25 protein-coding genes are annotated in these 24,801 nt (G+C 61.2%); 13 read left to right on the top strand and 12 right to left on the bottom strand.

Translation table 11 applies throughout. The annotated features are described in order from the left end of the window. Positions 1-12 precede the first annotated feature (12 nt). From IF204_RS08500 to IF204_RS08510, 3 genes are all read right to left on the bottom strand, one after another. Positions 13-1,581, bottom strand: a complete 1,569-nt coding sequence (locus IF204_RS08500) for a cisplatin damage response ATP-dependent DNA ligase (RefSeq protein ID WP_194096176.1) — start codon at positions 1,579-1,581, stop codon at positions 13-15. After that, complete coding sequence (locus IF204_RS08505; protein WP_194096178.1) at positions 1,578-2,582, bottom strand: ligase-associated DNA damage response exonuclease; 1,005 nt, start codon at positions 2,580-2,582, stop codon at positions 1,578-1,580. Before IF204_RS08505 ends, IF204_RS08500 begins: the two co-directional genes overlap by 4 nt. 76 nt (positions 2,583-2,658) lie before the next feature. Further along, positions 2,659-4,311, bottom strand: a complete 1,653-nt coding sequence (locus IF204_RS08510) for an ABC transporter permease (RefSeq protein ID WP_194096180.1) — start codon at positions 4,309-4,311, stop codon at positions 2,659-2,661. An 81-nt stretch (positions 4,312-4,392) separates the two neighbouring features. Between IF204_RS08510 and IF204_RS08515 the strand changes: the two genes are divergently transcribed. Then, on the top strand, positions 4,393-5,268 hold the full coding sequence (locus IF204_RS08515) for a hypothetical protein (protein WP_194096182.1): 876 nt from the start codon (positions 4,393-4,395) through the stop codon (positions 5,266-5,268). Positions 5,269-5,322: 54 nt separating this feature from the next. Here the strand turns inward: IF204_RS08515 and IF204_RS08520 are convergent, their stop codons facing one another. Then, positions 5,323-5,577 carry a DUF2312 domain-containing protein gene (locus IF204_RS08520; protein ID WP_194096184.1) on the bottom strand — a complete coding sequence of 85 codons (255 nt, stop codon included), beginning with the start codon at positions 5,575-5,577 and terminating at the stop codon, positions 5,323-5,325. Positions 5,578-5,682: 105 nt separating this feature from the next. Here IF204_RS08520 and IF204_RS08525 point away from each other — a divergent pair, with 105 nt between their 5' ends. Then, complete coding sequence (locus tag IF204_RS08525; RefSeq protein ID WP_194096186.1) at positions 5,683-5,898, top strand: hypothetical protein; 216 nt, start codon at positions 5,683-5,685, stop codon at positions 5,896-5,898. Here IF204_RS08525 and IF204_RS08530 read toward each other — a convergent pair. The 3 genes from IF204_RS08530 to IF204_RS08540 all read right to left on the bottom strand — a co-directional run bounded on the left by IF204_RS08530 (position 5,885) and on the right by IF204_RS08540 (position 7,949). Next, entirely contained in the window at positions 5,885-7,243 is a 1,359-nt protein-coding gene (locus IF204_RS08530; RefSeq protein WP_194096188.1) for an enoyl-CoA hydratase/isomerase family protein, read from the bottom strand. The genes IF204_RS08525 and IF204_RS08530 overlap by 14 nt on opposite strands. 97 nt (positions 7,244-7,340) lie before the next feature. Beyond that, complete coding sequence (locus tag IF204_RS08535) at positions 7,341-7,553, bottom strand: hypothetical protein (RefSeq protein WP_194096190.1); 213 nt, start codon at positions 7,551-7,553, stop codon at positions 7,341-7,343. Positions 7,554-7,601: 48 nt separating this feature from the next. Next, on the bottom strand, positions 7,602-7,949 hold the full coding sequence (locus tag IF204_RS08540; RefSeq protein ID WP_167639248.1) for an ArsR/SmtB family transcription factor: 348 nt from the start codon (positions 7,947-7,949) through the stop codon (positions 7,602-7,604). A gap of 271 nt (positions 7,950-8,220) precedes the next feature. Between IF204_RS08540 and IF204_RS08545 the strand changes: the two genes are divergently transcribed. The 3 genes from IF204_RS08545 to IF204_RS08555 are packed head-to-tail and all read left to right on the top strand — an operon-like array spanning position 8,221 to position 9,534. Continuing rightward, the gene (locus IF204_RS08545; RefSeq protein WP_194096191.1) at positions 8,221-8,664 is read left to right on the top strand and encodes a YeeE/YedE family protein; all 444 of its coding nucleotides are present in this window, start codon (positions 8,221-8,223) and stop codon (positions 8,662-8,664) included. Further along, complete coding sequence (locus tag IF204_RS08550; protein ID WP_194096193.1) at positions 8,664-9,095, top strand: DUF6691 family protein; 432 nt, start codon at positions 8,664-8,666, stop codon at positions 9,093-9,095. The genes IF204_RS08545 and IF204_RS08550 overlap by 1 nt, the downstream gene beginning before the upstream one ends. Positions 9,096-9,105: 10 nt before the next feature. Further along, positions 9,106-9,534: a TIGR01244 family sulfur transferase gene (locus IF204_RS08555; RefSeq protein ID WP_194096195.1), complete on the top strand. Its 429-nt coding sequence runs from the start codon at positions 9,106-9,108 to the stop codon at positions 9,532-9,534. A gap of 54 nt (positions 9,535-9,588) precedes the next feature. Here IF204_RS08555 and IF204_RS08560 read toward each other — a convergent pair whose 3' ends face one another. The 5 genes from IF204_RS08560 to IF204_RS08580 form a co-directional block, all read right to left on the bottom strand. Next, positions 9,589-10,326, bottom strand: a complete 738-nt coding sequence (locus IF204_RS08560) for a FliM/FliN family flagellar motor switch protein (protein ID WP_194096197.1) — start codon at positions 10,324-10,326, stop codon at positions 9,589-9,591. Between the two features lie 201 nt (positions 10,327-10,527). Continuing rightward, positions 10,528-13,194 (bottom strand): ATP-binding protein, encoded by a 2,667-nt coding sequence (locus IF204_RS08565; RefSeq protein WP_194096199.1) that lies wholly within the window; start codon positions 13,192-13,194, stop codon positions 10,528-10,530. Then, positions 13,194-13,463, bottom strand: a complete 270-nt coding sequence (locus tag IF204_RS08570) for a hypothetical protein (protein ID WP_167639242.1) — start codon at positions 13,461-13,463, stop codon at positions 13,194-13,196. Before IF204_RS08570 ends, IF204_RS08565 begins: the two co-directional genes overlap by 1 nt. 10 nt (positions 13,464-13,473) lie before the next feature. Continuing rightward, positions 13,474-13,842, bottom strand: coding sequence for a response regulator transcription factor (locus IF204_RS08575; protein WP_167639241.1), 369 nt, complete (start codon positions 13,840-13,842; stop codon positions 13,474-13,476). Positions 13,843-13,926: 84 nt separating this feature from the next. Beyond that, on the bottom strand, positions 13,927-15,210 hold the full coding sequence (locus tag IF204_RS08580) for a helix-turn-helix transcriptional regulator (protein ID WP_194096201.1): 1,284 nt from the start codon (positions 15,208-15,210) through the stop codon (positions 13,927-13,929). Positions 15,211-15,440: 230 nt separating this feature from the next. On the opposite strand from IF204_RS08580, the gene IF204_RS08585 reads away from it, so the two are divergent. The 8 genes from IF204_RS08585 to accC all read left to right on the top strand — a co-directional run bounded on the left by IF204_RS08585 (position 15,441) and on the right by accC (position 24,643). Beyond that, on the top strand, positions 15,441-16,784 hold the full coding sequence (locus tag IF204_RS08585; RefSeq protein WP_194096203.1) for a substrate-binding protein: 1,344 nt from the start codon (positions 15,441-15,443) through the stop codon (positions 16,782-16,784). Positions 16,785-16,879: 95 nt separating this feature from the next. Then, on the top strand, positions 16,880-17,902 hold the full coding sequence (locus IF204_RS08590) for a branched-chain amino acid ABC transporter permease (RefSeq protein ID WP_194096205.1): 1,023 nt from the start codon (positions 16,880-16,882) through the stop codon (positions 17,900-17,902). A gap of 3 nt (positions 17,903-17,905) precedes the next feature. Further along, a complete protein-coding gene (locus tag IF204_RS08595) occupies positions 17,906-19,093 on the top strand; it encodes a branched-chain amino acid ABC transporter permease (RefSeq protein ID WP_194096206.1) in 1,188 nt (395 codons plus the stop codon). An 11-nt stretch (positions 19,094-19,104) separates the two neighbouring features. Continuing rightward, positions 19,105-19,863 carry an ABC transporter ATP-binding protein gene (locus tag IF204_RS08600; protein ID WP_194096207.1) on the top strand — a complete coding sequence of 253 codons (759 nt, stop codon included), beginning with the start codon at positions 19,105-19,107 and terminating at the stop codon, positions 19,861-19,863. Positions 19,864-19,874: 11 nt separating this feature from the next. After that, on the top strand, positions 19,875-20,621 hold the full coding sequence (locus IF204_RS08605; RefSeq protein ID WP_194096208.1) for an ABC transporter ATP-binding protein: 747 nt from the start codon (positions 19,875-19,877) through the stop codon (positions 20,619-20,621). Positions 20,622-20,681: 60 nt separating this feature from the next. Continuing rightward, positions 20,682-22,637 carry an acetate--CoA ligase gene (gene acs / locus IF204_RS08610; RefSeq protein WP_194096209.1) on the top strand — a complete coding sequence of 652 codons (1,956 nt, stop codon included), beginning with the start codon at positions 20,682-20,684 and terminating at the stop codon, positions 22,635-22,637. A 154-nt stretch (positions 22,638-22,791) separates the two neighbouring features. Then, positions 22,792-23,286 (top strand): acetyl-CoA carboxylase biotin carboxyl carrier protein, encoded by a 495-nt coding sequence (accB, locus tag IF204_RS08615; RefSeq protein ID WP_194096210.1) that lies wholly within the window; start codon positions 22,792-22,794, stop codon positions 23,284-23,286. A gap of 10 nt (positions 23,287-23,296) precedes the next feature. Beyond that, positions 23,297-24,643 (top strand): acetyl-CoA carboxylase biotin carboxylase subunit, encoded by a 1,347-nt coding sequence (gene accC, locus IF204_RS08620; RefSeq protein WP_194096211.1) that lies wholly within the window; start codon positions 23,297-23,299, stop codon positions 24,641-24,643. The last annotated feature ends 158 nt before the right edge of the window (positions 24,644-24,801 follow it).

Genomic DNA, 24,801 nt, shown 5'->3' on the forward strand with positions numbered 1-24,801 from the left:
GTTTTTCGCGGTTCATGTTTCTGGGGGCAGAAGTGCTTTGAGGGTATCGAGCACATCGGCTTCTTCGACGGGTTTGTCCCAGCGGATGCGGGCGATGCGGGGGAAACGCATGGCGACGCCGGATTTGTGGCGGGTGGAGCGGTTCAGGCCCTCGAACGCGACCTCGACGGCGAGTTTTGGCGCGAGGCTCCGGACAGGGCCGAATCGCTCAGTCGTATTGTTGCGCACGAAACGGTCGAGGCGGAGGAGCTCTTCGTCGGTGAAGCCGGAATAGGCCTTGCCGACAGGGACCAGCATCTCGCCATCCCAGAGGCCAAAGGTGAAGTCCGAATAGAAACCGGACCGTTTGCCGTGGCCTCGCTGGGCGTACATCAGCACAGCGTCGACGGTCATCGCATCGCGCTTCCACTTGAACCACGGACCGCGGGGGCGGCCTGCCTGATAGACGCTGTCGCGGCGTTTGAGCATAACGCCTTCGATCACGGGATCAGGCGGATTGGCACGGAGCGCGGCGAGGTCGTCCCAAGTGGTAAACTCCAGCAATGGTGAGGCATCGAAACGCGGCTCGTTCATCTGGGCCACCGCATTTTCCAATGCGGCGCGGCGGACATCGAAGGGCTGGCTGCGCAGGTCATCACCGTCCCAGAGCAGCACATCGTAGAGGCGCAAGGCAGCGGGATGGCTGTTCAGCAGCGCCTTGCCTGGAGACTTGCGACCGAGGCGTTTTTGCAGGTCACCGAACGGGGCCACGACGTCATCGCGCCGGACCAGAAGTTCACCGTCGAGGGTTCCGGTGAATTGCATCCGCTCCACCAGATCGGGGAAACTGTGGGAAATATCCTCGCCTGTGCGGGTGTAAAGCCGCGCGGCCCCGCCCTCGCAGGCGGCCTGAATGCGGATGCCGTCCCACTTCCACTCGGCGGCATATTCAGACGGGTCGCGGGCAGCGAGTTCGTCTTCGTTCGTGGGCGTGGAGAGCATCACGGGGCGGAACGGCGCGCGGGCGAGGACTTCGGGCTTCGGGCCACCTTCGACCCATGCGAAAAGGTCGAGGTATGGCGGAACGAAGCCGGTCCAGAGTTCCTCGATCTCCTCGATTGGCACAGTGCCGTTGCTGGCAAGCGCGGTGAGCGCCATGCGGGTGGACACGCCGACTCGCATGGAGCCGGTGACCAGCTTGATCAGGGCGTAGCGTTCGGACGCTTCCAGTGCGTCGAGCCAGCCTGCGATCAAACGCGCGGCTTCGACCTTGCCGCTGCCCGTTAGCGCTTCGACAACCTCGCTGAGGCCGACATCACGCGGGTCTTGGCGGGTGGGCCAGATCAGCGCGACAGTTTCTGCAAGGTCACCGACATAGTCGTAAGACATGGCGAACAGCTCGGCATCGACGCGATCGGCCACGAGACCGCGCACCAAGGCAGGCTTGGCCGTTCCCATGTCGAGGTTGCCTGTGAGAGCAGCCAGCGCATAGCCGCGCTCGGGGTCGGGCACATCGCGGAAATAGTGCGCGAGGTGGGCGAGTTTGGCATTTCGTCCGGGCGAGAACGCAAGACGAGTGAGGAGTTCGGCAAAGGCCTTCATTCGCCCTCCTCCTCATATCCCACAAGATGCAGCGGACGCGCCTTGCGCTGCGTCAGGTCCGCCCAGCGCATCAGGGCGTCGTCGCGCCCGTGGGTGATCCAGAACTCCTCGGGGTTCAGTTGTTCGAGCGTGCGCGTGAGGTCCGGCCAGTCGACATGGTCGGAGACGATCAGCGGCAGCTCCACCCCGCGCTGGCGGGCACGGGCGCGGATCTGCATCCAGCCTGAGGCAAAGCTGATGACCGGATCGACGAACCGCTGAACCCACGGGCTCGCAAAGGCGGAAGGCGGCGCGATAACGACAGCCTCGCGAAGCTTCTTGGCCTCGGCCTTCTCCATCGTCGCAGGGCGCAAGTCACCAAGCGGGATGCCTTGATCGATGTGATAATCACACAACCGCTGAAGCGCGCCGTGGATGTAGATCGGCGCGTCATAGCCTGCCTCGCGCAGCAGCATGATGACCCGCTGCGCCTTGCCGAGCGCATAGGCCCCGACGAGGTGGGCCCGTTCGGGGAACTCGCGCACGGAATCCAGCAGCCGCCCGATCTCCTGACTGGGTGGCGGATGGTTGAAAACGGGCAGCGCAAAGGTGGCTTCGGTGATGAAGAGGTCGCAATCGACTGGCTCGAATGGCGCGCAGGCGGGGTTGGCAACGCGGCTATAGTCGCCGGAGACGACGGCGCGTGTGCCGCCCTGCTCGACCGCGATCTGGCAGGAGCCGAGGACGTGCCCTGCAGGATGGAACGACACGGTGACATCGCCGAGGGTCGTCCGGCCTTCGGCCGCTTGGCGGGACTTGGTGAAATCCTCGCCATAGCGGATCGCCATGATGTCGAGTGTTTGTTGCGATGCCATAACCGCGCCGTGGCCCGACCGTGCGTGGTCGGCGTGGCCGTGGGTGATAAGCGCGCGCGGGACGGGCTTGACCGGATCGATGTAGAAATCCCCGGGCGGGCAATAGAGGCCCTCGGGCCGTGGGATCAGCAGGTCTTCGAAACGCATCACGAGGCTTTCTTTGCGGCAGGCTTAGGCCAACGCCGCAAACTGTGATCGCGTTCCGCCGATTGCGAAACCTGTCCTAGCGGTTAGCGCGGGCGAGGAACGCCACGGCGATGAGGCCAACAGCAGTGATAACCAGTGCGGCAGGAGCGGCCTGGGTCAGGTCTTCAAGGCTGGCTTTTTCATGCACGCGGGTGGCTAGCGTGTTGTAATTGAAGGGCCGCAGCAACAGGGTTGCAGGCAGTTCCTTCACGCAATCAACAAACACCAGCAGCAGAGTGGAGCCGATGGAGGCGCGCACGAGCGGCATGTAAACGCGGCCGAGGACGCCGCCGGCGGTCTGACCCAGCGAGCGCGCGGCCATCGGAAGGCTCGGCGCGACACGACCCAACGCGGCGTCGGCAGCACCTTGGGCAATGCCGAAGAAACGCACGACGTAGGCGATGCAGAGGGCGGCGGCGGTACCAGTCAACAGCAGGCCCGGATCGTAGCCGGTGATGTTCAAAACAGTGTCCGCAACGGTGTTGTCGACGGCGGCAAGCGGCACGAGGATACCGATGCCCAGCACAGCGCCCGGCGCGGCGTATCCAATGGCGGTCACGGGCATCAAAAGGCGCGGCAATTGCTTGCCCGACAGGCGCACACCGTAGACCATAAGAACGCCACCCGCGACGGTCAGGACGGAGGCGATGCCGCCCACCGTGATGGTGTGGAAGAGCGCTTTCATCAGGCCGGGAGCCATCCATTCACGCGCTACGAGCGAATGGCTCGTCAGCACGGTGACGGGCAGGATGAAACCGACGCTTAGCGGGATCAGGCACGCGATCATCGCCAGCCACGCCACAGGACCGCGCAGCTTCACGGCGCTCACAGGGCGCTGGCCACGGGCGGAGCTGAAGAAACGGCTCTTGCGGCGGGACACCTTTTCGAGCGTCACGAGGAACACGACGATTCCGAGCACCAGCGCCGCGATCTGTGCCGCTCCGCCGAGGTTCGCGCCTTGCAGCCACGTCGTGAAGATGCCCGTCGTCAAGGTCTGCACGGCGAAATAGTCCACGGTACCGAAGTCGTTCACCGTCTCCATCATCGCGACCGCGCAGCCTGCGGCAATCGCGGGACGGGCCAGCGGCAGGCCCACGCGGACGAAGCGGCCAATGGGGCCGACACCGAGCGCGCGAGCAACCTCGTACCCTGCGCCCGACTGTTCGCGGAATGCCGCGCGGGCCAGGATATAGACATAGGGGTAGAACGAGAAGGACAGCACCACGATCGCCGCCCATCGGGTGCGGATCGCAGGGAACCAGTAGTCGGTGGGCCTTGTCCAGCCGAAAACTTCGCGCAGGGCCGTTTGCACCGGACCCGCGTATTCCAGCAGATCGACGAGCGCATAAGCCCCAACGTAGGCAGGCACAGCGAGCGGCATCAGCAGCGCCCATTGCAGCCATTTCCGCCCCGGAAATTCGTACATCACGACCAGCCACGCGGCCCCTGCCCCGATCATCGCGCACATCACGCCGACAGACAGCGCAAGCACCAGCGTGTTGGTCAGGTAGCGCGGCAGCGTCGTCGCCAGAAGGTGCGGCCAGATGTTGTCGGTCGGGTGAAAGGCGAACCAGATTACCGCGATAATCGGCATCACCATAAGCGCCGCGATCAGAATTGCCGTAATCGACCAAGGATCGACACGGAAGCGACGCGCTGAGGACAAAATCTGAGTAGACTGGTCGGACATAATCAGCGAGGTAGCCGAAAGCTGTTTCGCTGTCCAGAAAAGCCCCTATATTGGCTGATAAACAAAACGACGGGCAGGACTATGGATATTGCGTTTCACATCGGTGCGAATTGCACGGACGAAGAACGCCTGCTGAAGAGCCTTCTGAAGAACTCCAAAGCATTGACCGGACAGGGAATTGTCGCCCCGCTGCCAAACAAGTACCGCCGCCTTCTGCGCGAGACGATGCATGCCTGCGTCAGCGCTCCGCCCAAGTCCGACACCCGCGACATTTTGCTCGACGCGATCCTCGAAGAAAACGACGGGCGCCGCGTTGTGCTGTCGAATCCCGACTTTCTGTGCGTGCCGAACCGGATTTTCGAAAACGCGGAGTTCTATTCGACCGCGATCGAGAAGGTTTCGATCCTGCGTCAGCTGTTTCCCGAGGACCGCATCCAGTTCTTCCTCGCGATCCGCAACCCCGCGACTTTCATCCCTGCGGTCTATGCGGCGTCCAAACAAACGGACCTTGTGAAGTTCATGAACGGGCGCGATCCCGAAACGTTGCGCTGGGCCGACGTGATCGAGCGGATGCAGAGCGTTGCGGCCGACGTCGACATCACCGTCTGGTGCAACGAGGATACGCCGCTGCTCTGGGCGCAGTTGATCCGCGAGATTTCGGGCGTCGATCCGATGACCCGCATCTCTGGCGGCTTCGATCTGCTGCAAGAGGTGATGACGCTCGACGGGATGAAGCGCTTCCTCGCCTACATCCGCGCCCATCCGCCCCAGACCGAGGCGCGCAAGCGGCGGATCATTTCCACGTTTCTCGACAAGTTCGCGAACGAGGAAGCGATCTACGACGAGTTCGAGCTGGAAGGCTGGGATCAGGACCTCGTGGACCGCATCACACAGCACTACGAGGCGGACGTAGCAAAGATCAAATCAATGCCGGGTATCCGCTTCCTCGACATCTAACGAAAAAGGCCGGCGCATCGCACCGGCCTTTCGCTATTCTGGACTGCGAAGTCCTCAGCTCATGCCGAGCGCGGACTTGTACAGGTCGAGGATCGCTTCTTCCTCTGCAATGTCGTCCTGATCGCGCTTACGCAGCGAAACGATCTTGCGCATTACCTTGGTGTCGTAGCCGCGGCCCTTGGCTTCGGCCATGACTTCCTTGATCTGATCGGCGATGTCCTTCTTCTCTTGTTCGAGGCGCTCGATACGCTCGATAAAGGAGCGCAGCTCTTGAGCGGCCACACCGCCGGTCACGTCGGAATCGGACATTCGGATCTCCATTGTTCTTTTCGGAGGCCATCCCTAGCGGCTGCCCCGCCCCTTGCCAAGTCCCGCGAGGCAGGTTAGGCCCGTGGCCGCCTAGCGGAGAGTACTATGGATATCGTGATCTGGATCGGCGCAGCGGTTACGCTGCTGGGTGTCATCGGCCTGATGAGCACTGTCGTCATGGTCGGCAAGGCCAAGAAATCGTCGTCGAACGACGAGGAAATGCGTGCCCGCCTTCAGAAAATCATTCCGATGAACTTTGCCGCGCTGGCCGTTTCGATGATCGGCCTGATGGCCGTGATCGTCGGTATCAGTCTGGGCTGACGTCCGCACCGAGCAGCTCGGGCGCGTCGAAACCCTTCGCGTATTTCACAGCTTCATCGAGCAGCGGCGGCACGTCCCAGACGTTGGCCGTCTCGGACCATTTGCGCATATCGTTCCGCAGACGCAGTAGACCCATCGCGCGGGCCGCGTGCATCGGGCCGCCGGTCTGACGCGGCATAAGACCGGTTTGCACACTGATCGCGTCCACGGCTGCTGGCTCTTCGATGGTGCCGTCTTCCAACAGCCGTGCCCCTGCCCCCATGAACGCGGCGGTCAGCTTGCGGGTGACGTCGGGCGCGAGGTTCGCATGGCTCGCCGTGGTGCCGCCAAACGGCGTCCGGCGATAACCGGCAGAAACAAGCGCGCCGTCGATCTGTTCTTGTGTCAGACCATCGGCGACCATCGCCTCCCCCGCTTGGCCTTGGGCGGTGAGCAGAGCGCGGGCGACCATCTCACCAGACTTCTTCAGCGTCCGGCGGTTGGTTTCGGGGTCAAGCTCGGTCAGTTTGGAATTCGTCTGTCGTTCGGCAAGGAAGATATGGCGAAGCGCGGCTGCCTGCGGGTTCTTGCGGCACTCCAGCAGGCGCTCTTCTTCGTAGTCGCAACCGACTTCGAACGGCAGAACCGCAGCGGCCTCGACACAATCGATGATACGCACGGGCGCAACGAGATTCTTACCCAGTTCCTGACGGCGGGTCCCGATGGCCTGCATGTATCCGATCCCATCGGCAAAGCCGTCTCGCAGCTCACTGGTTTTGCGCGGCGACGCGCCCTCTTCGATCAGGCGTTTGCACATCTCGTAAGCGGCTGCCTGCACGTTTGAGGACACGATACCGTCGATAATTCGGCGCTCCATCGCGGCAGACGCGGACACCGGACGCCCGCCGAGCATCAGAGACATCGCCCCATCCGCACCCGCGAGGCGCGCCAGACGCTGGGTCGTACCGCCCGAAGGGATCTGTCCGATGGACACTTCCGGAAGTGCAAGGGTCGTTTTTTGTTCGGCCAAGCGGTGATGTGCCGCCAATGCCAGCGCAACGCCGCGCCCCATGACCGCACCGCGCAGCCCCACAACAACGGGAACGCGGCAGTTTTCCACCGCCGCGCAAAGCTCTCTCATCGTTGGTCTGGTTTCTTTTTCCGCCGGATCGCTGAGGTCCAGCCCCGCCGAGAACGCAACGCCCTCACCCGTCATGCAGATTGCACCGACATCATCGCGAGCCTGAAGTGCGTCTAGCAAGTCGATCAGCTGCGCGCGCACCGGCTGTTCCAACGCATTGAGCGGCGGCGCGGCCAGTACGACGACCGCGATACCTTCGACGACGCGATGCTTGACGAGTTTCACTAGGCTTCCGAACTTCACGATTTACTTGCGCCTATTAGTGCAGCCAACGCCGCATCTGGCAAGCTTTTCATGGACTTCCGATAGGTTGGAAGCCGTCTCAGACGGGCATGTTGTCGAAATCGGCCTCTTCGCCCTCTTCGATCAACTGCTGGTCGAGGTTATACAGCCGTTCGGGAACGGCCATGCCTGTGGCCTCCATTTCCGAGAGTAACGCACGGAATGCGGGGCGATGGACGTAGCGACCCGCTGGGTCTGCTTCCATCTCTCCGAGAAGGGAATAGAGCCGCTCTTCAAGAACCTTGGTGGTCATAACTGCCTCCTTCACACTGAAACTGGGTACAGTGTGAAGGTAGCAGATTTACGCGTTTACGCTCTGACTTAGGTCAAGCTTCACATGCTCGGGGCAGAAAACATCGTACAGACGCTCAAGAATTGGGCTGATGCGCGGATCCGCAAGCTTGTAGCGGATCGTGCGACCGTCACGGTCACAGCTCACCAGACCTTCGGAACGCATACGCGCCAACTGGCCGGAAACATAGGATTGCGATGCGCCCAGAATTTCTTCCAGCTCGCCCACACAGCGCTCACCGGGAAGGAGTGCGCATAGAATGCGGAGACGCGAAGGGTTCGCGAGAACCTTCAACACCTCTGCAGCTTCGTCTGCTGCTTTGTCCATTGCTTGTGCCGTCGTTGATAAATCGTTCATGGTCACCTCAAGCATTCCATAACACACATATTTAATTCTTGCAATGCATTCGAAACATGAATACATAGTAATCTGTCTCGGATGTAGGCGTGACCGCCGAGAAAGCACGGGTTAGCTGCATGACTCGCGCGGTGGTCGCAATTCCAGTCTCGATAACACCATATGGTGATGTCGTTCTAGAATGCAAACCTCGATCCGTCTTGGGGTCAATATAATGAAAGCCAGGCGTAGGCGCTACCTAATCTCGCCATGGTGGAAATGAGTGTACAATATGCAAACTGAATGGATCTTCGGGCTCGCAGGCGGGCTCATGATCGGTCTGGCCGCCGCGATGTACCTGCTGGTCAACGGTCGAATCATGGGCGCTTCGGGCATCATCGGCGGTCTGATCGACCGCTCGGCAGGTAGCCAGTCGATGGAGCGCATCTTTTTCATCCTCGGACTGTTCGGCGTTCCGACCGTTCTGGCGCTGATCTTCGGCAATGCGCAAACCGATGGACCGGCTGACACGTTCGTCACGTCGAACATCTTCGCAGTGATTGCGGCGGGCCTGTTCGTCGGCATCGGCACGCGCATCGCAAACGGATGTACGTCGGGCCACGGCGTCTGCGGCATCTCGCGCCTTTCGCTGCGCGGCATCGTCGCGACCGTCTTCTACATCATGGCAGGTGGCCTTTCGGTCATCGTGTTCAAACATATCTTGGGGTGGGTCTAATGCGTAACCTCTTTGCACTTCTTTCGGGCGGTCTGTTTGGCGCAGGCCTCTATGTTTCGGGCATGACCGACACCCGCCGCGTTCAGGGCTGGCTCGACGTTTTCGGCGATTGGGATCCGACGCTCGCGTTCGTCATGGGCGGCGCGATCATCCCGATGTTCTTTGCGTGGCGCTACACGACGAACCGCACACCTGCTCTGGGCGGTATGTTTCCGGCCAAGCCCGATCCTGTCATCGGTCGCAAACTGGTCATCGGCTCGACCATGTTCGGTATCGGTTGGGGTCTGGCAGGTCTGTGCCCGGGTCCGGCAATCGCCTCGCTGTCCTACGGCGGCATCCAAGGCGCAACTTTTGTGCTCGCGATGGGCGTAGGGATGCTGATGGCGCCGCAGATCAAGAACCGACTAGACGCGGTGGGTGTCGCGGCCTAAGGATTCGCACATGGATATTCGTCAAATTACCCCCGCCTATTCCGTCACGCCGCAAATCGATCCGGCAGACATCCCCGCAATCAAAGAGGCCGGTTTCGTCGCCATCATCGACAACCGCCCCGATGCGGAGATTCCGCCCGAGTGGCACACCGATGTGATGGGCGCGGCTGCCGAAGCTGCGGGCCTTGCGTTCACCGCCAATCCAGTGACCCACGCGGGCCTGAACATGGATATGGTCGCAACGCAAATGGCCGCAATCGAAGCCGCTGGCGGTCCGGTTCTGGCGTATTGTGCATCGGGCACGCGCTCGTCGATCGTCTGGTCGCTGGGCATGGCAGGCAAGATGCCGACCGAAGAGATCATCAAGGCCACCGCCGACGCAGGTTACGACCTCGCTGGTCTTGCGCCGCAGATCGACGGGCTGGCAAGCGCGCAGTAACGCCGCCGAATATCCCCACTCTGAACGCCGCCTTTTCGGGCGGCGTTTTGCTTTTCAGGGCTGCTGCAACCTCCGCTGAGTATATGGCATGTCAGTCATCTCGCGCTGCGTGATCGCCTCCAACCTGATCGCCCGCTGTCCGGCGAGCTGCCCGAGCCGCGCTTGCCCGACCTGCCTGCCGCCTGGTCCTTCAAGCGAGACCGCCTCTACCCCCGCACCCGAAAGCGGCAGCACATCACCGACCGACAGCCGCGCAATCTGCGTAATCGGAACGCTGATCCGCGACAGCACGACTTTGATCGACGCGGAGGAGGCCATCACCTGCGCCTCCAGCATCTCCTGCCAGTCGCTGTTCACTTCATCGACGACAGCGACCTGAGGCTCCGGTAGCGCAACCCAGATAATTCCGTCGCGGCCCGCCACCAGCGACAGCGTGAGCCGCACGACCGAATAGCGAATGTCATCGAATTCCATCGCCAATGTTCGCGGACTGGCAATCGGACGACCTGTTGCCGCCCCAACGATCAAGTCTGCCAATTCGGTGCCTTCGCAATATTCTATCAGTTCCGCCAAAAGCTGCTGCACGAATACCGCGTTCAAGGCATGGTCCGCGCGGGTGACCTCCCGCGACGGCGCGTCCTTCGGCATCACCTGCCCCGAGGTGCGCGTTTCCACCACTGCCGCGCGCATTTGAAGGTCGAGGCCGACGAACCCGACCGCCTCGCCGCCTCGCACGCATTGAACCAGCAGAGTGTCTTCGGCCAGCGCCCCTGCCAGCTCGTCAATTGTCATGCCTGATTGTTCGACGTCGGCCACCACCGCCGACATCCCGATAGATCGCTCAGCCGCTCGCTCTGCCGCCAATCTGAGCGCGCGGACTGGCGTCAGATATACCCTGTCTGGTGGTTCCGCTTTGTCTCGCAGCATTTGCCTGATCATCATCGCCTCTTTGCCAACCCGAGACCGATGTATCAGAGCGAACTTACCATCCGGTTAATCCACCGGTGGCAACACCACGCGGAACGCGGCCCCGCCCTGCCCCGGCAGATACGCGATCTCTCCGCCCAGACGGGTCATGATCTCGCGGCAGATCGCGAGGCCAAGGCCCGCGCCGCCTGCTTTACGCGCATCCGTAAGCCGGGAGAATTTCTCGAAAATAACCTGTTGGTTCTGCTTCGCGATGCCGCTTCCGTTGTCAATGAAATCGACGACGGCGCGCTCACCGATCTGGCGACTGACGATCCTGAGAACGGGCTTTTCATCATCACAATATTTCTGCGCATTCGCGATAAGATTGATGAAAACCTGCGTTAAACGGTCGACGTCGGTGTAGAGCGCGACATTCTCCTCCGTCGGACGCCGCTTGATCGCCATCGCCTGCCCTGACCCCGTCGCAGAGACCGCCTGATCGATCAGATCGCGCAAGGTACCGTGTTGCATATTCAGCGTCACCTGACCGTTTTCCAGTACGCTCAAATCAAGCAGATCGTCCAGCAGACGGGTCAGGCGCACCGCCTCGGCGTGGATGATGCCTGAATAGCGCACCGTCTGATCCGCCGTCATGTCACCGTCCCGCAGGATCTCTGAAAAAGAACGGATCGAGGTCATGGGCGTGCGCAGTTCATGACTGATCTGGGACAGAAACGCGTCCTTCTGGATCGACAATTGGGTCAGCTTTTCATTCGCCTCGCGGAGCTGAAGTGCGGTGCGCTCCTGCTCTGCCGACTTGGCCTCCAACCTGTTCGAGTATTCGAGAATTTGGGCGGCCTCATCCGCCACCGCGATGAGGTCTTCGACTGAGACACTGACACCTTGCGTCAACTGCCCGACCATCGCATGAGCGGTCGCAGCGCCAACGGAGCCCGCAAGTTCGCGCTCCAAATGCGCGACGAAATCCGGCGTCACATCAGGCAGATAGCTGGCCTTCCCTTGCAACTGAGCCTCGCGCTGGAACAATGCCTGCGCCTCCCCCGCACCAAGGATGCGTTGCGCCATGACCAGCAGGTCCTCGGCCTCGGCGGTCGATTGCGTCCACGCGCGGGCGCCTTGGGAATGCTCGAAAACATTGACGAACTGCGCGCCCTGAAGGCGTTCGAGCGGCTGCGGGAATGTCAGCACCGAAACGACAAAAAAGATCGTTGTGTTCAGGATCATCGACCACAGGATCGCATGAAGCTGCGGGTCGATGCCGTCGATCCCGAAGAGCGCATAGGGCCGCAGATACCGCAGCCCGAGCGGGCCGTTTTCGAACACGGCGGCGGGCACCACGGCGTCCGGCCCGAACGATGGCAGCAGCAGCGTCCACGTCCAGACGACAAAGCCAACGCCGATGCCCGCGACAGCGCCCCAGCGAGTCGCGCCGCGCCAGAACAGGCCGCCGATGAGCGCGGGCAGGATCTGCGCGACGCCGGTGAAACTGATGAGGCCGATCGCGGCGAGCGCGGCAGAACCCCCAGACAGCAGGTAATAGACGTAGCCAAGCAGCAGCACCCCGCCGATGGACAGACGGCGCGCGCCGATGACAAGTTGCCGGACGTCGCCGGATACCATCGCGCCCGCGCCTCGGGACGTCAGCCAGATCGGGGTGACGATGTGGTTCGAAATCATCGTCGCCAGCGCAATCGTCGCCACGATGACCATCGAGGTTGCGGACGACAGCCCCCCGAGGAAGGAGAAGATCGCGAGGAAACTCTGCCCTTCGGCCAGTGGTAGGGTCAGCACGAAGAGGTCGGGGTTGGAGCCCGCGGGCAAGCGGTCGAGGCCCACAACGGCAATCGGCACCACGAAAAGGCTCATGAGCATGAGGTAAAGTGGGAAGGCCCAGCTCGCCATCAACAGGTTGTTTTCGTCAGCGTTTTCAACGACCAACACTTGGAACATGCGCGGCAAGGTGAGGAACGCTGCGCCCGCGAGGAACGTCAGACCAACCCAGCGACCGGAGTGCTGATCCCACTCTGCAATCGGGGATTTGTCGATGAGCTCGAGTGTCGGGCCGATGCCGCCCGCGACGCCCCAGACAACGAAAATGCCGACGGCCAATAGCGCGAAGAGCTTCACCACCGCCTCCACCGCAATCGCGATGACGATACCGTGGTGCCGTTCATTGGCGTCGAGGTTCCGCGTGCCGAAGACAATGGTAAAGATGGCGAGGCCAACGGCAACCCAAAGCGTTGCGCGGTCAAGGTCGTCGGTCACCCATCCCTGCCCTGCGCTCTGCGAAAAGACCGCGATGGACTGCGTAACGGACTGGAGTTGCAGCGCCACGTAGGGCGTCGCCGCGACGACCATCAGCAGCGTCACCATGACGCCCAGAGCTGTCGATTTGCCGAAACGCGATGAAATCAGGTCGGCGATTGAGGTGATGCGATGCATCCGTCCGATCCGCACCAGTTTTCGTAGCACCCACCACCAGCCGATCATCACGACCGTCGGGCCAAGGTAGATCGTCAGGTACTCCAGCCCCGAGCGGGCCGCATAGCCGACCGCGCCATAGAACGTCCACGCGGTGCAGTAGATCGATAAAGACAGAGTGTAGATGATCGGCGAGCGAAGCCATTTGCCCTTGCCCTTTGCCGCGCTGCGTTCGGCTGCGAACGCGATGACGAACAGGAAGGCGACGTAAAAGACCGCGACGAAGACAAGGAACTGGAACGACACCATCAGCGCTTGTCCTGCTGCGGCAGGCTATCGGGTTCGATGCCCAAATATCGGGCAAGCACGCCCGCGATGACGATGAGCGCGACCCAGAGGACAAAGAGGTAAATCAGCGCGGCGGACGTGAAGTATCCACTTCCCTCACCTTTCGGCCAGAGAAGTGGCAGAAACATCAGCAGCAGACCCGCAATCGGCATCACGCGCATCACGTCCCGAATGCGCCGTCTGCGATAGCTTGAGCGTTCGAGGAAGGTCAGTTTCTTGGGCGCAGCCATCGGGCGGGCCTCAGTCGGCGACCAGTGTGCGGACGCTCTCGATCACCTCGGCGTTCGAAAACGGCTTGGTCATGAACTGGGTGACACCAAGCCGCTCTGCCATTTCGCGGTCGCGGGTCTGGCCCCTCGCCGTGAGCATAAGTACAGGGATTTCATGGGTTTCGCCGTCTGCACGCAGGTCGCGCAGGATGTCGAAACCGCTTTTCCCCGGGAGCATCACATCAAGGATAATGAGGTCCGGCGGCATCGCCTTGATCTTGTTGTTGGCAGTTTCGCCGTCTGCATGGGTATGCACCGTCCATCCGTCTCGCGACAGAATGAAACTGATGGCTTCAATAATATTCGGTTCATCCTCGATAACGAGAACACGTTTCCCCATGCGTCAGCCCCTCCCAAGACTTCGGCTCCCCTCTGATTAGAGCCGACTATCAATGGATTGGCTAGCCGAGTCAAAGCAATCAGATCAATTCGGAGCCTCATTGAGGATCGACGGCTCGCGTCTGGTGCGGCAACCGCTCCGCGAGCACACACGGCAGGCCACGCCGACGGGGTCCGCAGGCTGGCCGGAGGGCGCAATGGCCCGCACGAGCATAGTCGCTTCAAGCGTGGGCGGGGCATCGAAACTGGCAGGACCAACGGGGCTGGCGATAGCAAAGCAGCGGAACCGCCCTCCCCCTTCGACGGGAAGCTGCACATCACGACGGATGGGCTGCATCGGCTGGGTAAAGGCACGGAACGCAGGCCAGAGCGGGCAGACAGCGGAACGCGGCAGGCCAAAGCCGGTGATCTGCTTCTGTATAAGTATAGTGCCGGACCCATCGAGGATCACGAGCCCGAATTCAGGATGGCCAAGATCTACGGGCAGTGTCGCAAGGCGGCGCATCGCGGCGCTGAGCTGGACACGGAACCGGTCGGCGAGCAGCGCGGGGTCGTGGTTCAGCTCCATTGCACTTGCGCTGAAATCTTCGAGCGGCATCGCCTGCGCGTGGTCCTTATATACGCGCCGGAATTCGGACAGCAGCGCGGACGCCGCTTTCGACCTTAAAGTCGGCGCGTGCTGGGGCGAGCCGTCCCCTTCGAGATAGGGCAAATGAAACGACTGCGCGTCGAGATAGGCTTCGACCTCTTCCTGTGGGGACATGGCGACCGAGCCCTCGTCGCTCGGCGCATCGAGGTAAGCCACCAGAGCGCGGGACGCATCGGCGAGACGCTGGCTATCCTCATAGATGTTGCGGTGGAAGCGGCGCTGCCAGTCACGGTCCACTTCTTCTTCTCCCACCAGAATGGATGAGGCGGAGCGGATCGACGTGGCGGACGAGATGACTTCGTGCAGTGATGTCGCCAGTTGCGGATCGTGCGCGAGGCGGTCTGTCAAAGCCTTTACACGGGTCTCAAGGTCGTTGATGCGCCGCGCCTGACGGACCACGAGGTTGGACCAGCCAGTAAAACGTCCCGCGAAATCTTCGGTCCGGCCCAGTTCGGCACCGGCTGCGCGGTCAGCGGCAGCGGCCTCGCGCAACTGGTCAAGCAGTGCGGTTTCGGCACCTTCGACCAGCGATGAGGGGTCGGTTTTCATCTCCCGCGCGAGGTCGTTGAGCAGTTTACCTCCGATTCTGCGGCGGTTGTGCTCGATCAGATTGAGGTATGACGCCGAAATTCCGACCTTTTCCGCAAGTTCAGATTGCTTGATCCCCAGATCTGTTCGTCTTTCGCGAATTCTGGAACCCGTGAGCTGGCGCTGCGGCATGGCTGATCCCTGAGCAATTTCATTACCTTTCTGCACTTGCGAGAAAAGCTTTTTACAATGTGTACCATCGTATTGTGATTTTCTTTACAAAAAAATCGTTCTCTCTTCTGCACTTGTTGAGAAATTTTCGAACCCGACACTCTAATGGAGGAGCATTGTAAAATGCATCAACACGTGCCGTCGCAGGGAAGAGGAGCCCGGTGACGGAGTCCACGCAAAGGGAGGATTTTATGTCCATCAAGAATATCTCGCGTCGCGGCCTGCTGCGCACCGGTGCGGTAACCGCCGGTGGCCTTGCACTGCCGACGATCTTTACCTCGAGCGCCAGCGCGTACACGAACGAGCCGACCGGCTCGAGCGTCAAGCTGGGCTTCAACGTTCCGCAGACTGGCCCTTACGCCGAAGAAGGTCTCGACGAACTGCGCGCATTCGAGCTCGCTGTCGAACACCTGAACGGTGAAGGCGACGGCGGTATGCTGAGCACCTTCTCGTCGAAGGAACTTCAGGGCAACGGTATCCTCGGCAAGAAAGTCGAGTTCGTCACCGGTGACACCCAGACCAAGTCGGACGTGGCACGTACCTCGGCCCAGTCGATGATCCAGAAAGACGGCGTCGTCATGGTTTCGGGCGGTTCGTCCTCGGGCGTGGCTGTTGCTGTGCAGGGTCTGTGTCAGGAAGCTGGCGTGATCTTCATGGCCGCTCTGACCCACTCGAACGACACCACCGGTAAGGACAAGAAGGCCAACGGCTTCCGTTACTTCTTCAACGCTTACATGTCGGGCGCAGCTCTGGCTCCGGTTCTGAGCAACGCATACGGCAACGAGCGCCGCGCTTATCACCTGACCGCCGACTACACTTGGGGTTGGACGCAGGAAGAGTCGATCAAGGCTTCGACCGAAGCTCTCGGCTGGGAAACCGTCGAAACCGTCCGTACTCCGGTCGGCGCAGGCGACTTCTCGTCCTATATCGCTCCGGTTCTGAACTCGGGCGCAGACGTGCTCATCCTGAACCACTACGGCGGGGACATGGTGAACTCGCTGACCCAAGCTGTTCAGTTCGGTCTGCGTGACAAGCAGGTCAACGGCAAGAACTTCGAAATCATCGTTCCGCTCTATTCGGAGCTTATGGCAGAAGGCGCCGGCTCGAACATTCAGGGCGTTTACGGTTCGATGAACTGGAACTGGCAGCTGCAGGATCCGGGCACTCAGGCCTTCGTTCAGTCGTTCGGCAAGAAGTACGGCCGTCCGCCGTCGGGTTCGGCACACACCTCCTATGTACAGACCCTTCTGTACGCGGATGCGGTCACCCGCGCAGGCACCTTCAACCCGTGCGGCGTTGTCGAAGCTCTCGAAGACTTCGAGTTCGACGGTCTGGGCATCGGTAGCACCTACTACCGCGGCGCCGACCACCAGTGCTTCAAGGACGTTCTCGTCATGAAGGGCGCTGACAACCCGACCAACCAGTACGACACCCTCGAAATCGTGGAAGTCACCCCGCGTTCGCAGGTCGAGTACGAACCCGATCACCCGATGTTCGCCGGCGGCGAACTGGGCGAGTGCAACCCGGGCGCATAATCACCCATCAATAGGCCGGCCACAGAAATCTGTGGCCGGTCCCTGCCCCCGCTGCGTTGCGGGGGCTTAGTCACACCCAAGCCAGGGCGGGGACCATGGACGCTATTATCCTGCAACTCTTCAACGGCCTCGAGAAAGGATCCGCTTACGCGTTGATCGCTCTTGGTCTGACACTCATCTTCGGCACGCTCGGCGTGGTGAACTTCGCCCACGGCGCGCTGTTCATGATCGGCGCGTTCTGTGCCGTTACTCTCAGCCGTATCTTCCAGATCAGCTTCGTCACCGAAGACCCGACGCAGACGGACTTCCTCGGTAATCCGCTGCAGGTCGAAACTCCGTATGTAGAAAAGTGGTTCGGCGCCGACGCAGGTGCGTGGATGATCGACTACTCGGTTCCGCTGTCCATCCTGCTGACCATTCCGGTGATGCTGCTGGTGGGCTACGTCATGGAACGCGGCCTCATCAAGCACTTCTATAAGCGTCCCCACGCCGACCAGATCCTCGTGACCTTCGGCCTTGCGATCGTGCTTCAGGAAGTCGTCCGCTACTTCTACGGCGCGAACCCGATCCAGACGACTTCGCCGTCGGACTACTCGGGCACCGTCAACATCGGCGCGATGTTCGGCATGCAGATCTTCTATCCGGTCTGGCGTCTCGTTTACTTCTTCTTCTCGGCTATCGTGATTGGCGGCGTGTTTGCTTTCCTGCAGTTCACCACCTTCGGGATGGTAGTCCGTGCAGGTATGGCTGACCGCGAAACCGTTGGTCTGCTGGGCATCGACATCGACAAGCGCTTCACCCTGATGTTCGGCATCGCGGCGTCTGTCGCGGGTCTGGCTGGCGTGATGTATGCACCGATCCTGTCCCCGAACTACCACATGGGCATGGACTTCCTCGTGCTGTCCTTCGTCGTGGTGGTTGTCGGCGGCATGGGCTCGCTGCCTGGCGCTGTCGCTGCGGGCTTCCTGCTGGGCATCCTGCAGTCCTTCGCCTCGCTCAACGAAGTCAAGGCGATCATCCCCGGCATCGACCAGATCATCATCTACGTTGTCGCGATCGTCATTCTACTCACCCGTCCGCGTGGCCTTCTGGGTCGTCGCGGCGTGATGGAGGAATAATCCATGCTCGGCCTGAACGCTAAAGACTCCCGCTTCATGCTGATCGTGGTGGCACTCACGCTGCTCACCCCGTTCATCCTCAACCCCTTCCCTGCCGACAGCGCGCTGGCGCAGTTCAACGCGGGCTATCCTGCCCTGATGCAGCGCTTCGCGATCTACGGCCTCATGGCGATTGGCTTTAACATCCTGTTCGGCCTGACCGGCTACCTGTCGTTCGGTCACGCGGCTTTCCTCGGTGTGGGGTCCTATGCCTCGGTGTGGATGTTCAAGCTGCTGAGCATGAACGTCATCCCCGCGCTTATTGCCGCGACGCTGGTATCGGGCGTATTCGCGCTGGCCATCGGCTACGTGTCGCTGCGCCGCTCGGGTATCTACTTCTCGATCCTGACGCTCGCCTTCGCAGAGATGTGCTACCGCCTCGCCTACTCGGTTCTGACGCCGATCACCAACGGTGAGACCGGTCTTCAGATCACCCTGTCGGACCCGCGCATTCTTGACGGCGCACCGACTGGCAGCTCGCTGCCGACCCCGGGCTTCTTCGGTCTGAAGATGAACGCTGCGCACACCATCGACATCGCAGGTTGGTCGTTCACCTTCTCGGTCGGCTACTACTTCTGTGCCGTTATCGCCCTGATCGGCTTCTACCTGTCGCTCCGCATCTTCCGTTCGCCCTTTGGCATGATGCTCCGCGCCGTGAAGTCGAACCAGCAGCGTATGAACTACACCGGCCTGAACTCGCGTCCCTACACCCTCGCAGCCTTCGTCATCTCCGGCATGTACGCCGGTCTGGCTGGCGGTCTGCTGGCGGCCATGGACCCGCTGGCTGGCGCAGAGCGTATGCAGTGGACCGCTTCGGGCGAGGTTGTTCTGATGACCATCGTCGGCGGCGTCGGCACCCTGATGGGGCCGGTCCTCGGTGCAGGCTTCATCAAATACTGTGAAAACATCTTCTCGAAGATCAACGAAAGCGTCCTGCATAGTTGGTTCAGCTTCCTGCCGGACGGTATCGAAGACGTCGTCACCTGGATCTTTGCCCGCTTCGTCGGCGAAGGCTGGCACCTGACCCTCGGTGTGATGTTCATGCTGATCGTGACCTTCCTGCCTGGCGGTCTGGTCGAAGGTGGCAAGCGCCTCGCCGCACGCCGCAAGAAAAAAGGCGACGTAGACGCCGCCAAGCATCCTGCGGAATAAGGAGAAACCTGATGGGTATTCTAGAAGTCAAAGGCGTGAACAAGCGCTTCGGCGGTCTGCAGGCACTCGGCAACGTGAACCTGTCCGTCAAGGAAAACACCGTCCACGCCATCATCGGCCCGAACGGTGCGGGTAAGTCGACCCTTCTGAACTGTCTCGTCGGCAAGCTGATCCCCGATAGCGGTTCGGTCATGTTCGACGGCCAGTCCGTGCTGGGCCGTAAGCCGCACGAGATCAACCAGATGGGCATCAGCCGCGTGTTCCAGACGCCCGAGATCTTCACCGATCTCACCGTCATCGAGAACGTGATGATCCCCTGCTTTGCCAAACGTGACGGTGCGTTCCGTTTGCACGGCATCGAGAGCGTTCAGGACGAAAAGGGCATCATCGAACAGGCCGAGCAGATGCTGGCCGACGTGAATATGCTCGACAAACGCAATATGCACGCAGGCTCCATGTCCCGCGGTGACAAACGTCGCCTCGAGATGGCCATGTGCCTCGTGCAGGAGCCCAAACTCCTGCTCCTCGACGAGCCGACCGCAGGTATGGCCCGCGCCGACACCAACAACACGATCGACCTGCTCAAGGAGATCAAGGAGAAGCGCGACATCACCATGGCGATCATCGAGCACGACATGCACGTGGTGTTCAGCCTTGCCGAGCGCATCACCGTTCTCGCCCAAGGCACCCCGCTCGTCGAAGAAACGCCGGAAAACATCAAAGGTCACCCGAAGGTACGCGAAGCCTACCTCGGTGAGGCACAGGTCTGAGGAAGCAGCACATGTCCAAGTTCGATAAAAACGTGAACAACGCCGCGACCCATACCAAGTTTCTCTCGGTCTGGGATATTCAGGCGTACTACGGCGAAAGCTACATCGTGCAGGGTGTCAGCTTCGACATCCACGAAGGCGAGATCCTCGCGCTTCTGGGTCGTAACGGCGCAGGCAAGACCTCGACCCTGCGCGCTCTCGCCCGCCTCGATGATCCGGCACTAAAGCACGGCGAAATCTGGCTCGACCACCAGCCGCTACACCTGATGAAGTCGCATCAGGCCGCCGCTGCCGGTATCGCGCTCGTTCCCGAAGACCGCCGCATCATTCCGGGCCTCACGGTAGAAGAGAACCTCAAGCTCGCCCAGATCGCTCCGCCGATCGGTTGGTCGCTCGACCGAATCTACGAACTGTTCCCGCGTCTGAAGGAACGCCGCACACAGGAGGGCGTCACGCTTTCCGGTGGTGAACAGCAGATGCTTGCAATCGCGAGGGCGCTTGCCCGTGACATCAAGGTCCTCCTTCTGGATGAACCCTACGAGGGCCTTGCCCCTGTGATTGTTCAGGAAATCGCGAAGACCCTGAATATCATCCGCGACCAAGGGATTACGACGATCATCGTAGAACAGAACGCGGTTGCCGCCTTGAAACTTGCCGACAGAGCGGTGATCCTCGACACGGGGACCGTCGTCTTCGACGGATCGGCGCAGGAGGTTCTTGAGGACGAAGCTCTGCGTGCCAAGTATCTGGCGATCTGACCCCGCCCGCCCCACTGGGGCGGGTTTAACATGTAAGAAAAAGGATTTCGGGGGGAGAACATGACCGAGACCAAGAGCTACTCGCCTTCGGCTGACTTTGCGAAAACTGCCCACATTGACGCTGACACCTATGCGTCGATGTATGAGGCGTCTGTTTCGGATCCCGAGGGGTTCTGGGGCGAGCATGGCAAGCGGCTGGACTGGATCGAGCCGTATACCAAGGTCAAGAACACCTCGTTCGACTACGGCAATGTCAGCATCAAGTGGTTCGAGGACGGCGTGCTGAACGTCGCCGCCAACTGCATCGACCGCCATCTTGCGACCCGCGGCGAGCAGACCGCGATCATCTTCGAGCCCGACAGCCCCGAGGACGAGGCGCAGTACATCACCTACAACCAGCTCTCGGACAAGGTGAACCGTTTCGCCAACGTTCTGCTGAGCCAGGGCGTCATGCGCGGTGACCGCGTGGTGATCTATCTGCCGATGATCCCCGAAGCGGCCTACGCCATGCTGGCCTGTGCGCGCATCGGCGCGATCCACTCGGTCGTCTTCGCAGGCTTCTCGCCCGACGCACTGGCCAACCGCGTCAACGATTCCGGCGCCAAGGTCGTCATCACCGCCGACACCGCGCCGCGCGGTGGTCGCCGCACCCCGCTCAAGGCCAATGCCGATGCCGCGCTGCTGCACTGCTCGGACAAGGTGCGCTGCCTCGTGGTCAAGCACACCGGCGATCAGACCACATGGATCGACGGCCGCGATGTCGACGTCAAAGCGATGATGGAAACCGTCGCTCCCGACTGTCCGCCGCGCCCGATGAACGCCGAAGATCCGCTGTTCGTGCTCTACACCTCCGGCTCGACCGGCAAGCCCAAGGGCGTCGTCCATTCGTCGGGTGGCTATCTCCTGTATGCGGCGATGACCCACCAGTACACCTTCGATTACCACGAGGGCGATATCTACTGGTGCACCGCCGACGTGGGCTGGGTCACCGGCCACAGCTACATCGTCTACGGCCCGCTGGCCAACGGCGGTACCACGCTGATGTTCGAAGGCGTGCCGACCTACCCCGACGCGGGCCGCTTCTGGGCCGTCTGCGAAAAGCACAAGGTGAACCAGTTCTACACCGCCCCCACCGCGATCCGCTCGCTGATGGGTCAGGGCAAGGAGTGGGTCGAAAAGTACGACCTGTCGGACATCAAGGTGCTCGGCACCGTGGGCGAGCCGATCAACCCCGAAGCGTGGAACTGGTACAACGACGTCGTCGGCAAGGGCACCCGCCCGATCGTCGATACGTGGTGGCAGACCGAAACCGGCGGTCACATGCTGACCCCGCTGCCGGGCGCGACGCCGCTCAAGCCGGGCTCTGCGACCAAGCCGTTCTTCGGCGTGCAGCCGGTGGTTCTGGATGGCACCTCGGGCGCCGAGATCGATGAGACCGCCTGCGAAGGCGTTCTGGCGATCAAGGACAGCTGGCCGGGTCAGATGCGCACGGTCTACGGCGACCACGAGCGCTTCATGCAGACCTACTTCAGCGACTACAAAGGCTACTACTTCACCGGTGACGGCTGCCGCCGCGATGCGGATGGCGACTACTGGATCACCGGCCGCGTGGACGACGTGATCAACGTCTCGGGCCACCGCATGGGCACCGCCGAGGTCGAAAGCGCCCTCGTCGCCCACGCCAAGGTCGCCGAGGCTGCGGTCGTGGGCTACCCGCACGACATCAAGGGTCAGGGCATCTACGCCTACGTTACCCTGATGAACGGCGAGGAGCCTTCGGACGAGCTGCGCAAGGAGCTTGAAAAGTGGGTCCGCACCGAGATCGGCCCCATCGCCAAGCCCGACGTCATCCAGTGGGCCCCCGGCCTGCCCAAAACCCGCTCCGGCAAGATCATGCGCCGCATCCTGCGCAAAATCGCCGAAAACGACACAGGCGCACTGGGGGATACGTCCACGCTGGCTGACCCGTCGGTCGTGGATGATCTTATTGCGAACTCGGTTCATAACCAGAAATAATCTTGCGGGCCCGACTTGACAGTCGGGCCCTTTTCCCGTCCGCGATCACAAAAGCGGTACACGGTCCTTTGCAGCCCCTTTTCATTGGCGTATAAGCCTGATCCAATTGCTGCCCTTAGGGCATCTAGGATTTATGGCTAAAGCCGAGGAAAAAATGAGCAACCAAACCAACCACGACAGCGACGTCAGCTTTATTCAGGCACTGGCGGAACTGCTGCGCTCCAACGATCTGACCGAACTCGAGGTCAAGCGTGAATACGGCGAGAACGACCGTCTGAACGTCCGCGTGAGCCGTCAGACCCAGGTTGTTGCCAACGTCGGCGTCCCCGCTCCGGCTCCTGCTGCTGCCCCCGCTCCGGCTGCTGCCGCTGCACCTGCCGCTCCGGCTGCGTCCAATGACGATCCGTCGAGCCACCCGGGCTGCGTCACCTCGCCGATGGTCGGCACCGCTTATCTGGCTGCAGAGCCGGGCGCCGCTGCCTTCGTCACCGTTGGTGCACAGGTCAAAGAGGGCGACACGCTCTGCATCGTTGAAGCGATGAAGACCATGAACCAGATTCCGTCGCCGAAGTCCGGCACCGTGAAGCGTATTCTTGTCGAAGACGGCTCGCCCGTCGAGTTCGGCGCTCCGCTCGTCATCATCGAATAAGGGCCTGCCCATGTTCGATAAAATCCTCATCGCGAACCGCGGCGAAATCGCCCTTCGCGTCGTTCGTGCCTGCCGCGAGATGGGCATCAAATCGGTTGCGGTCCACTCCACCGCTGACGCCGACGCGATGCACGTCCGCATGGCAGACGAAGCCATCTGCATTGGCCCTGCCCCCTCGGGTCAGTCCTACCTGAACTTCCCCGCCATTATTTCGGCGTGTGAAATCTCGGGCGCGCAGGCAATCCATCCGGGTTACGGCTTCCTCTCCGAAAACGCCAACTTCGTCCAAGTGGTCGAAGACCACGGCCTGACCTTCATCGGTCCGTCGGCCGCCCACATCCGTATGATGGGCGACAAGATCACCGCGAAAGAAACCGCGAAGAACCTCGGCATTCCGTGCGTTCCCGGGTCTGACGGCGGCGTTCCCGACATCGAAAGCGCCCGCAAGGCCGCTGCCGATATGGGCTATCCAGTCATCATCAAAGCGACCGCCGGTGGCGGTGGCCGCGGCATGAAAGTGGCTAAGGACGAGAAGGAACTCGAAACCGCGTTCCGCACCGCTCGTTCGGAAGCCAAAGCCGCATTCGGTAACGACGAAGTCTACATGGAGAAATACCTCCAGAAGCCGCGTCACATCGAAGTTCAGGTCTTCGGCGACGGTCAGGGCAACGGCGTTCACCTTGGTGAGCGTGACTGTTCGCTCCAGCGTCGTCACCAGAAGGTGCTCGAAGAGGCCCCCGGCCCCTGCATCACCGAGGAAGAGCGTGCGCGCATCGGTAAGATCTGCGCCGACGCGATTGCAGAGATGAAGTACTCCGGCGCGGGTACCATCGAATTCCTCTACGAGGACGGCGAGTTTTATTTCATCGAGATGAACACCCGCCTTCAGGTGGAACACCCCGTGACCGAAGCTATCTTCGGCGTGGACCTCGTGCGCGAACAGATCAACGTTGCGGCCGGTAACAACCTTTCGTTCACGCAAGACGATCTGCACATTCGCGGTCACGCGATCGAAGTGCGCATCAACGCCGAGCGTCTGCCGAACTTCGCCCCCTGCCCGGGCAAGATCACGCAGTATCACGCGCCTGGCGGTCTGGGTGTACGTATGGATTCGGCGCTCTATCAGGGCTATTCGATCCCGCCGTACTACGACAGCCTCATCGGCAAGCTCATCGTTCACGGTGCCGACCGTCAGGAAGCCCTGTCGCGTCTCTACCGTGCGCTCGGCGAACTAATCGTCGACGGCATTGAAACCACCACTCCGCTGTTCGACGCCCTGCTCGCAGAACCGGACATTCAAGCCGGGAACTACAACATCCACTGGCTTGAAAAGTGGCTGGAAAAGAACCTCGGCTAAAAGTCATGCCCCTGCCATCGGCAGGGGCATTCTTCAAAGGGCAGGAAAATTGCCCTGAACCTACGCTTTCGGCGCAAAAAGATGCTTCAAGTCGCAGGTAACACCATACACACGCGGATGTGTTGATACTAAAGGGCTCTGGCGCTCATTTCAGATCG

The sequence above is a fragment of the Marivivens aquimaris genome (assembly GCF_015220045.1).
GTDB lineage: Bacteria > Pseudomonadota > Alphaproteobacteria > Rhodobacterales > Rhodobacteraceae > Marivivens > Marivivens aquimaris.

Bases quoted from the DNA above. Each gene is read 5' to 3' on its own strand.
- IF204_RS08575 (WP_167639241.1), bottom strand. From the start codon at position 13,842: ATGGGGAAACGTGTTCTCGTTATCGAGGATGAACCGAATATTATTGAA.
- IF204_RS08560 (WP_194096197.1), bottom strand. From the start codon at position 10,326: ATGACAATTGACGAGCTGGCAGGGGCGCTGGCCGAAGACACTCTGCTG.
- accC (WP_194096211.1), top strand. From the start codon at position 23,297: ATGTTCGATAAAATCCTCATCGCGAACCGCGGCGAAATCGCCCTTCGC.
- IF204_RS08565 (WP_194096199.1), bottom strand. From the start codon at position 13,194: ATGGTGTCGTTCCAGTTCCTTGTCTTCGTCGCGGTCTTTTACGTCGCC.
- IF204_RS08545 (WP_194096191.1), top strand. From the start codon at position 8,221: ATGCAAACTGAATGGATCTTCGGGCTCGCAGGCGGGCTCATGATCGGT.
- IF204_RS08520 (WP_194096184.1), bottom strand. From the start codon at position 5,577: ATGTCCGATTCCGACGTGACCGGCGGTGTGGCCGCTCAAGAGCTGCGC.
- accB (WP_194096210.1), top strand. From the start codon at position 22,792: ATGAGCAACCAAACCAACCACGACAGCGACGTCAGCTTTATTCAGGCA.
- IF204_RS08505 (WP_194096178.1), bottom strand. From the start codon at position 2,582: ATGCGTTTCGAAGACCTGCTGATCCCACGGCCCGAGGGCCTCTATTGC.
- IF204_RS08510 (WP_194096180.1), bottom strand. From the start codon at position 4,311: ATGTCCGACCAGTCTACTCAGATTTTGTCCTCAGCGCGTCGCTTCCGT.
- IF204_RS08605 (WP_194096208.1), top strand. From the start codon at position 19,875: ATGTCCAAGTTCGATAAAAACGTGAACAACGCCGCGACCCATACCAAG.
- IF204_RS08580 (WP_194096201.1), bottom strand. From the start codon at position 15,210: ATGCCGCAGCGCCAGCTCACGGGTTCCAGAATTCGCGAAAGACGAACA.
- IF204_RS08585 (WP_194096203.1), top strand. From the start codon at position 15,441: ATGTCCATCAAGAATATCTCGCGTCGCGGCCTGCTGCGCACCGGTGCG.
- IF204_RS08535 (WP_194096190.1), bottom strand. From the start codon at position 7,553: ATGACCACCAAGGTTCTTGAAGAGCGGCTCTATTCCCTTCTCGGAGAG.
- IF204_RS08525 (WP_194096186.1), top strand. From the start codon at position 5,683: ATGGATATCGTGATCTGGATCGGCGCAGCGGTTACGCTGCTGGGTGTC.
- IF204_RS08555 (WP_194096195.1), top strand. From the start codon at position 9,106: ATGGATATTCGTCAAATTACCCCCGCCTATTCCGTCACGCCGCAAATC.
- IF204_RS08570 (WP_167639242.1), bottom strand. From the start codon at position 13,463: ATGGCTGCGCCCAAGAAACTGACCTTCCTCGAACGCTCAAGCTATCGC.
- IF204_RS08590 (WP_194096205.1), top strand. From the start codon at position 16,880: ATGGACGCTATTATCCTGCAACTCTTCAACGGCCTCGAGAAAGGATCC.
- IF204_RS08500 (WP_194096176.1), bottom strand. From the start codon at position 1,581: ATGAAGGCCTTTGCCGAACTCCTCACTCGTCTTGCGTTCTCGCCCGGA.
- IF204_RS08595 (WP_194096206.1), top strand. From the start codon at position 17,906: ATGCTCGGCCTGAACGCTAAAGACTCCCGCTTCATGCTGATCGTGGTG.
- IF204_RS08540 (WP_167639248.1), bottom strand. From the start codon at position 7,949: ATGAACGATTTATCAACGACGGCACAAGCAATGGACAAAGCAGCAGAC.
- IF204_RS08600 (WP_194096207.1), top strand. From the start codon at position 19,105: ATGGGTATTCTAGAAGTCAAAGGCGTGAACAAGCGCTTCGGCGGTCTG.
- IF204_RS08550 (WP_194096193.1), top strand. From the start codon at position 8,664: ATGCGTAACCTCTTTGCACTTCTTTCGGGCGGTCTGTTTGGCGCAGGC.
- acs (WP_194096209.1), top strand. From the start codon at position 20,682: ATGACCGAGACCAAGAGCTACTCGCCTTCGGCTGACTTTGCGAAAACT.
- IF204_RS08515 (WP_194096182.1), top strand. From the start codon at position 4,393: ATGGATATTGCGTTTCACATCGGTGCGAATTGCACGGACGAAGAACGC.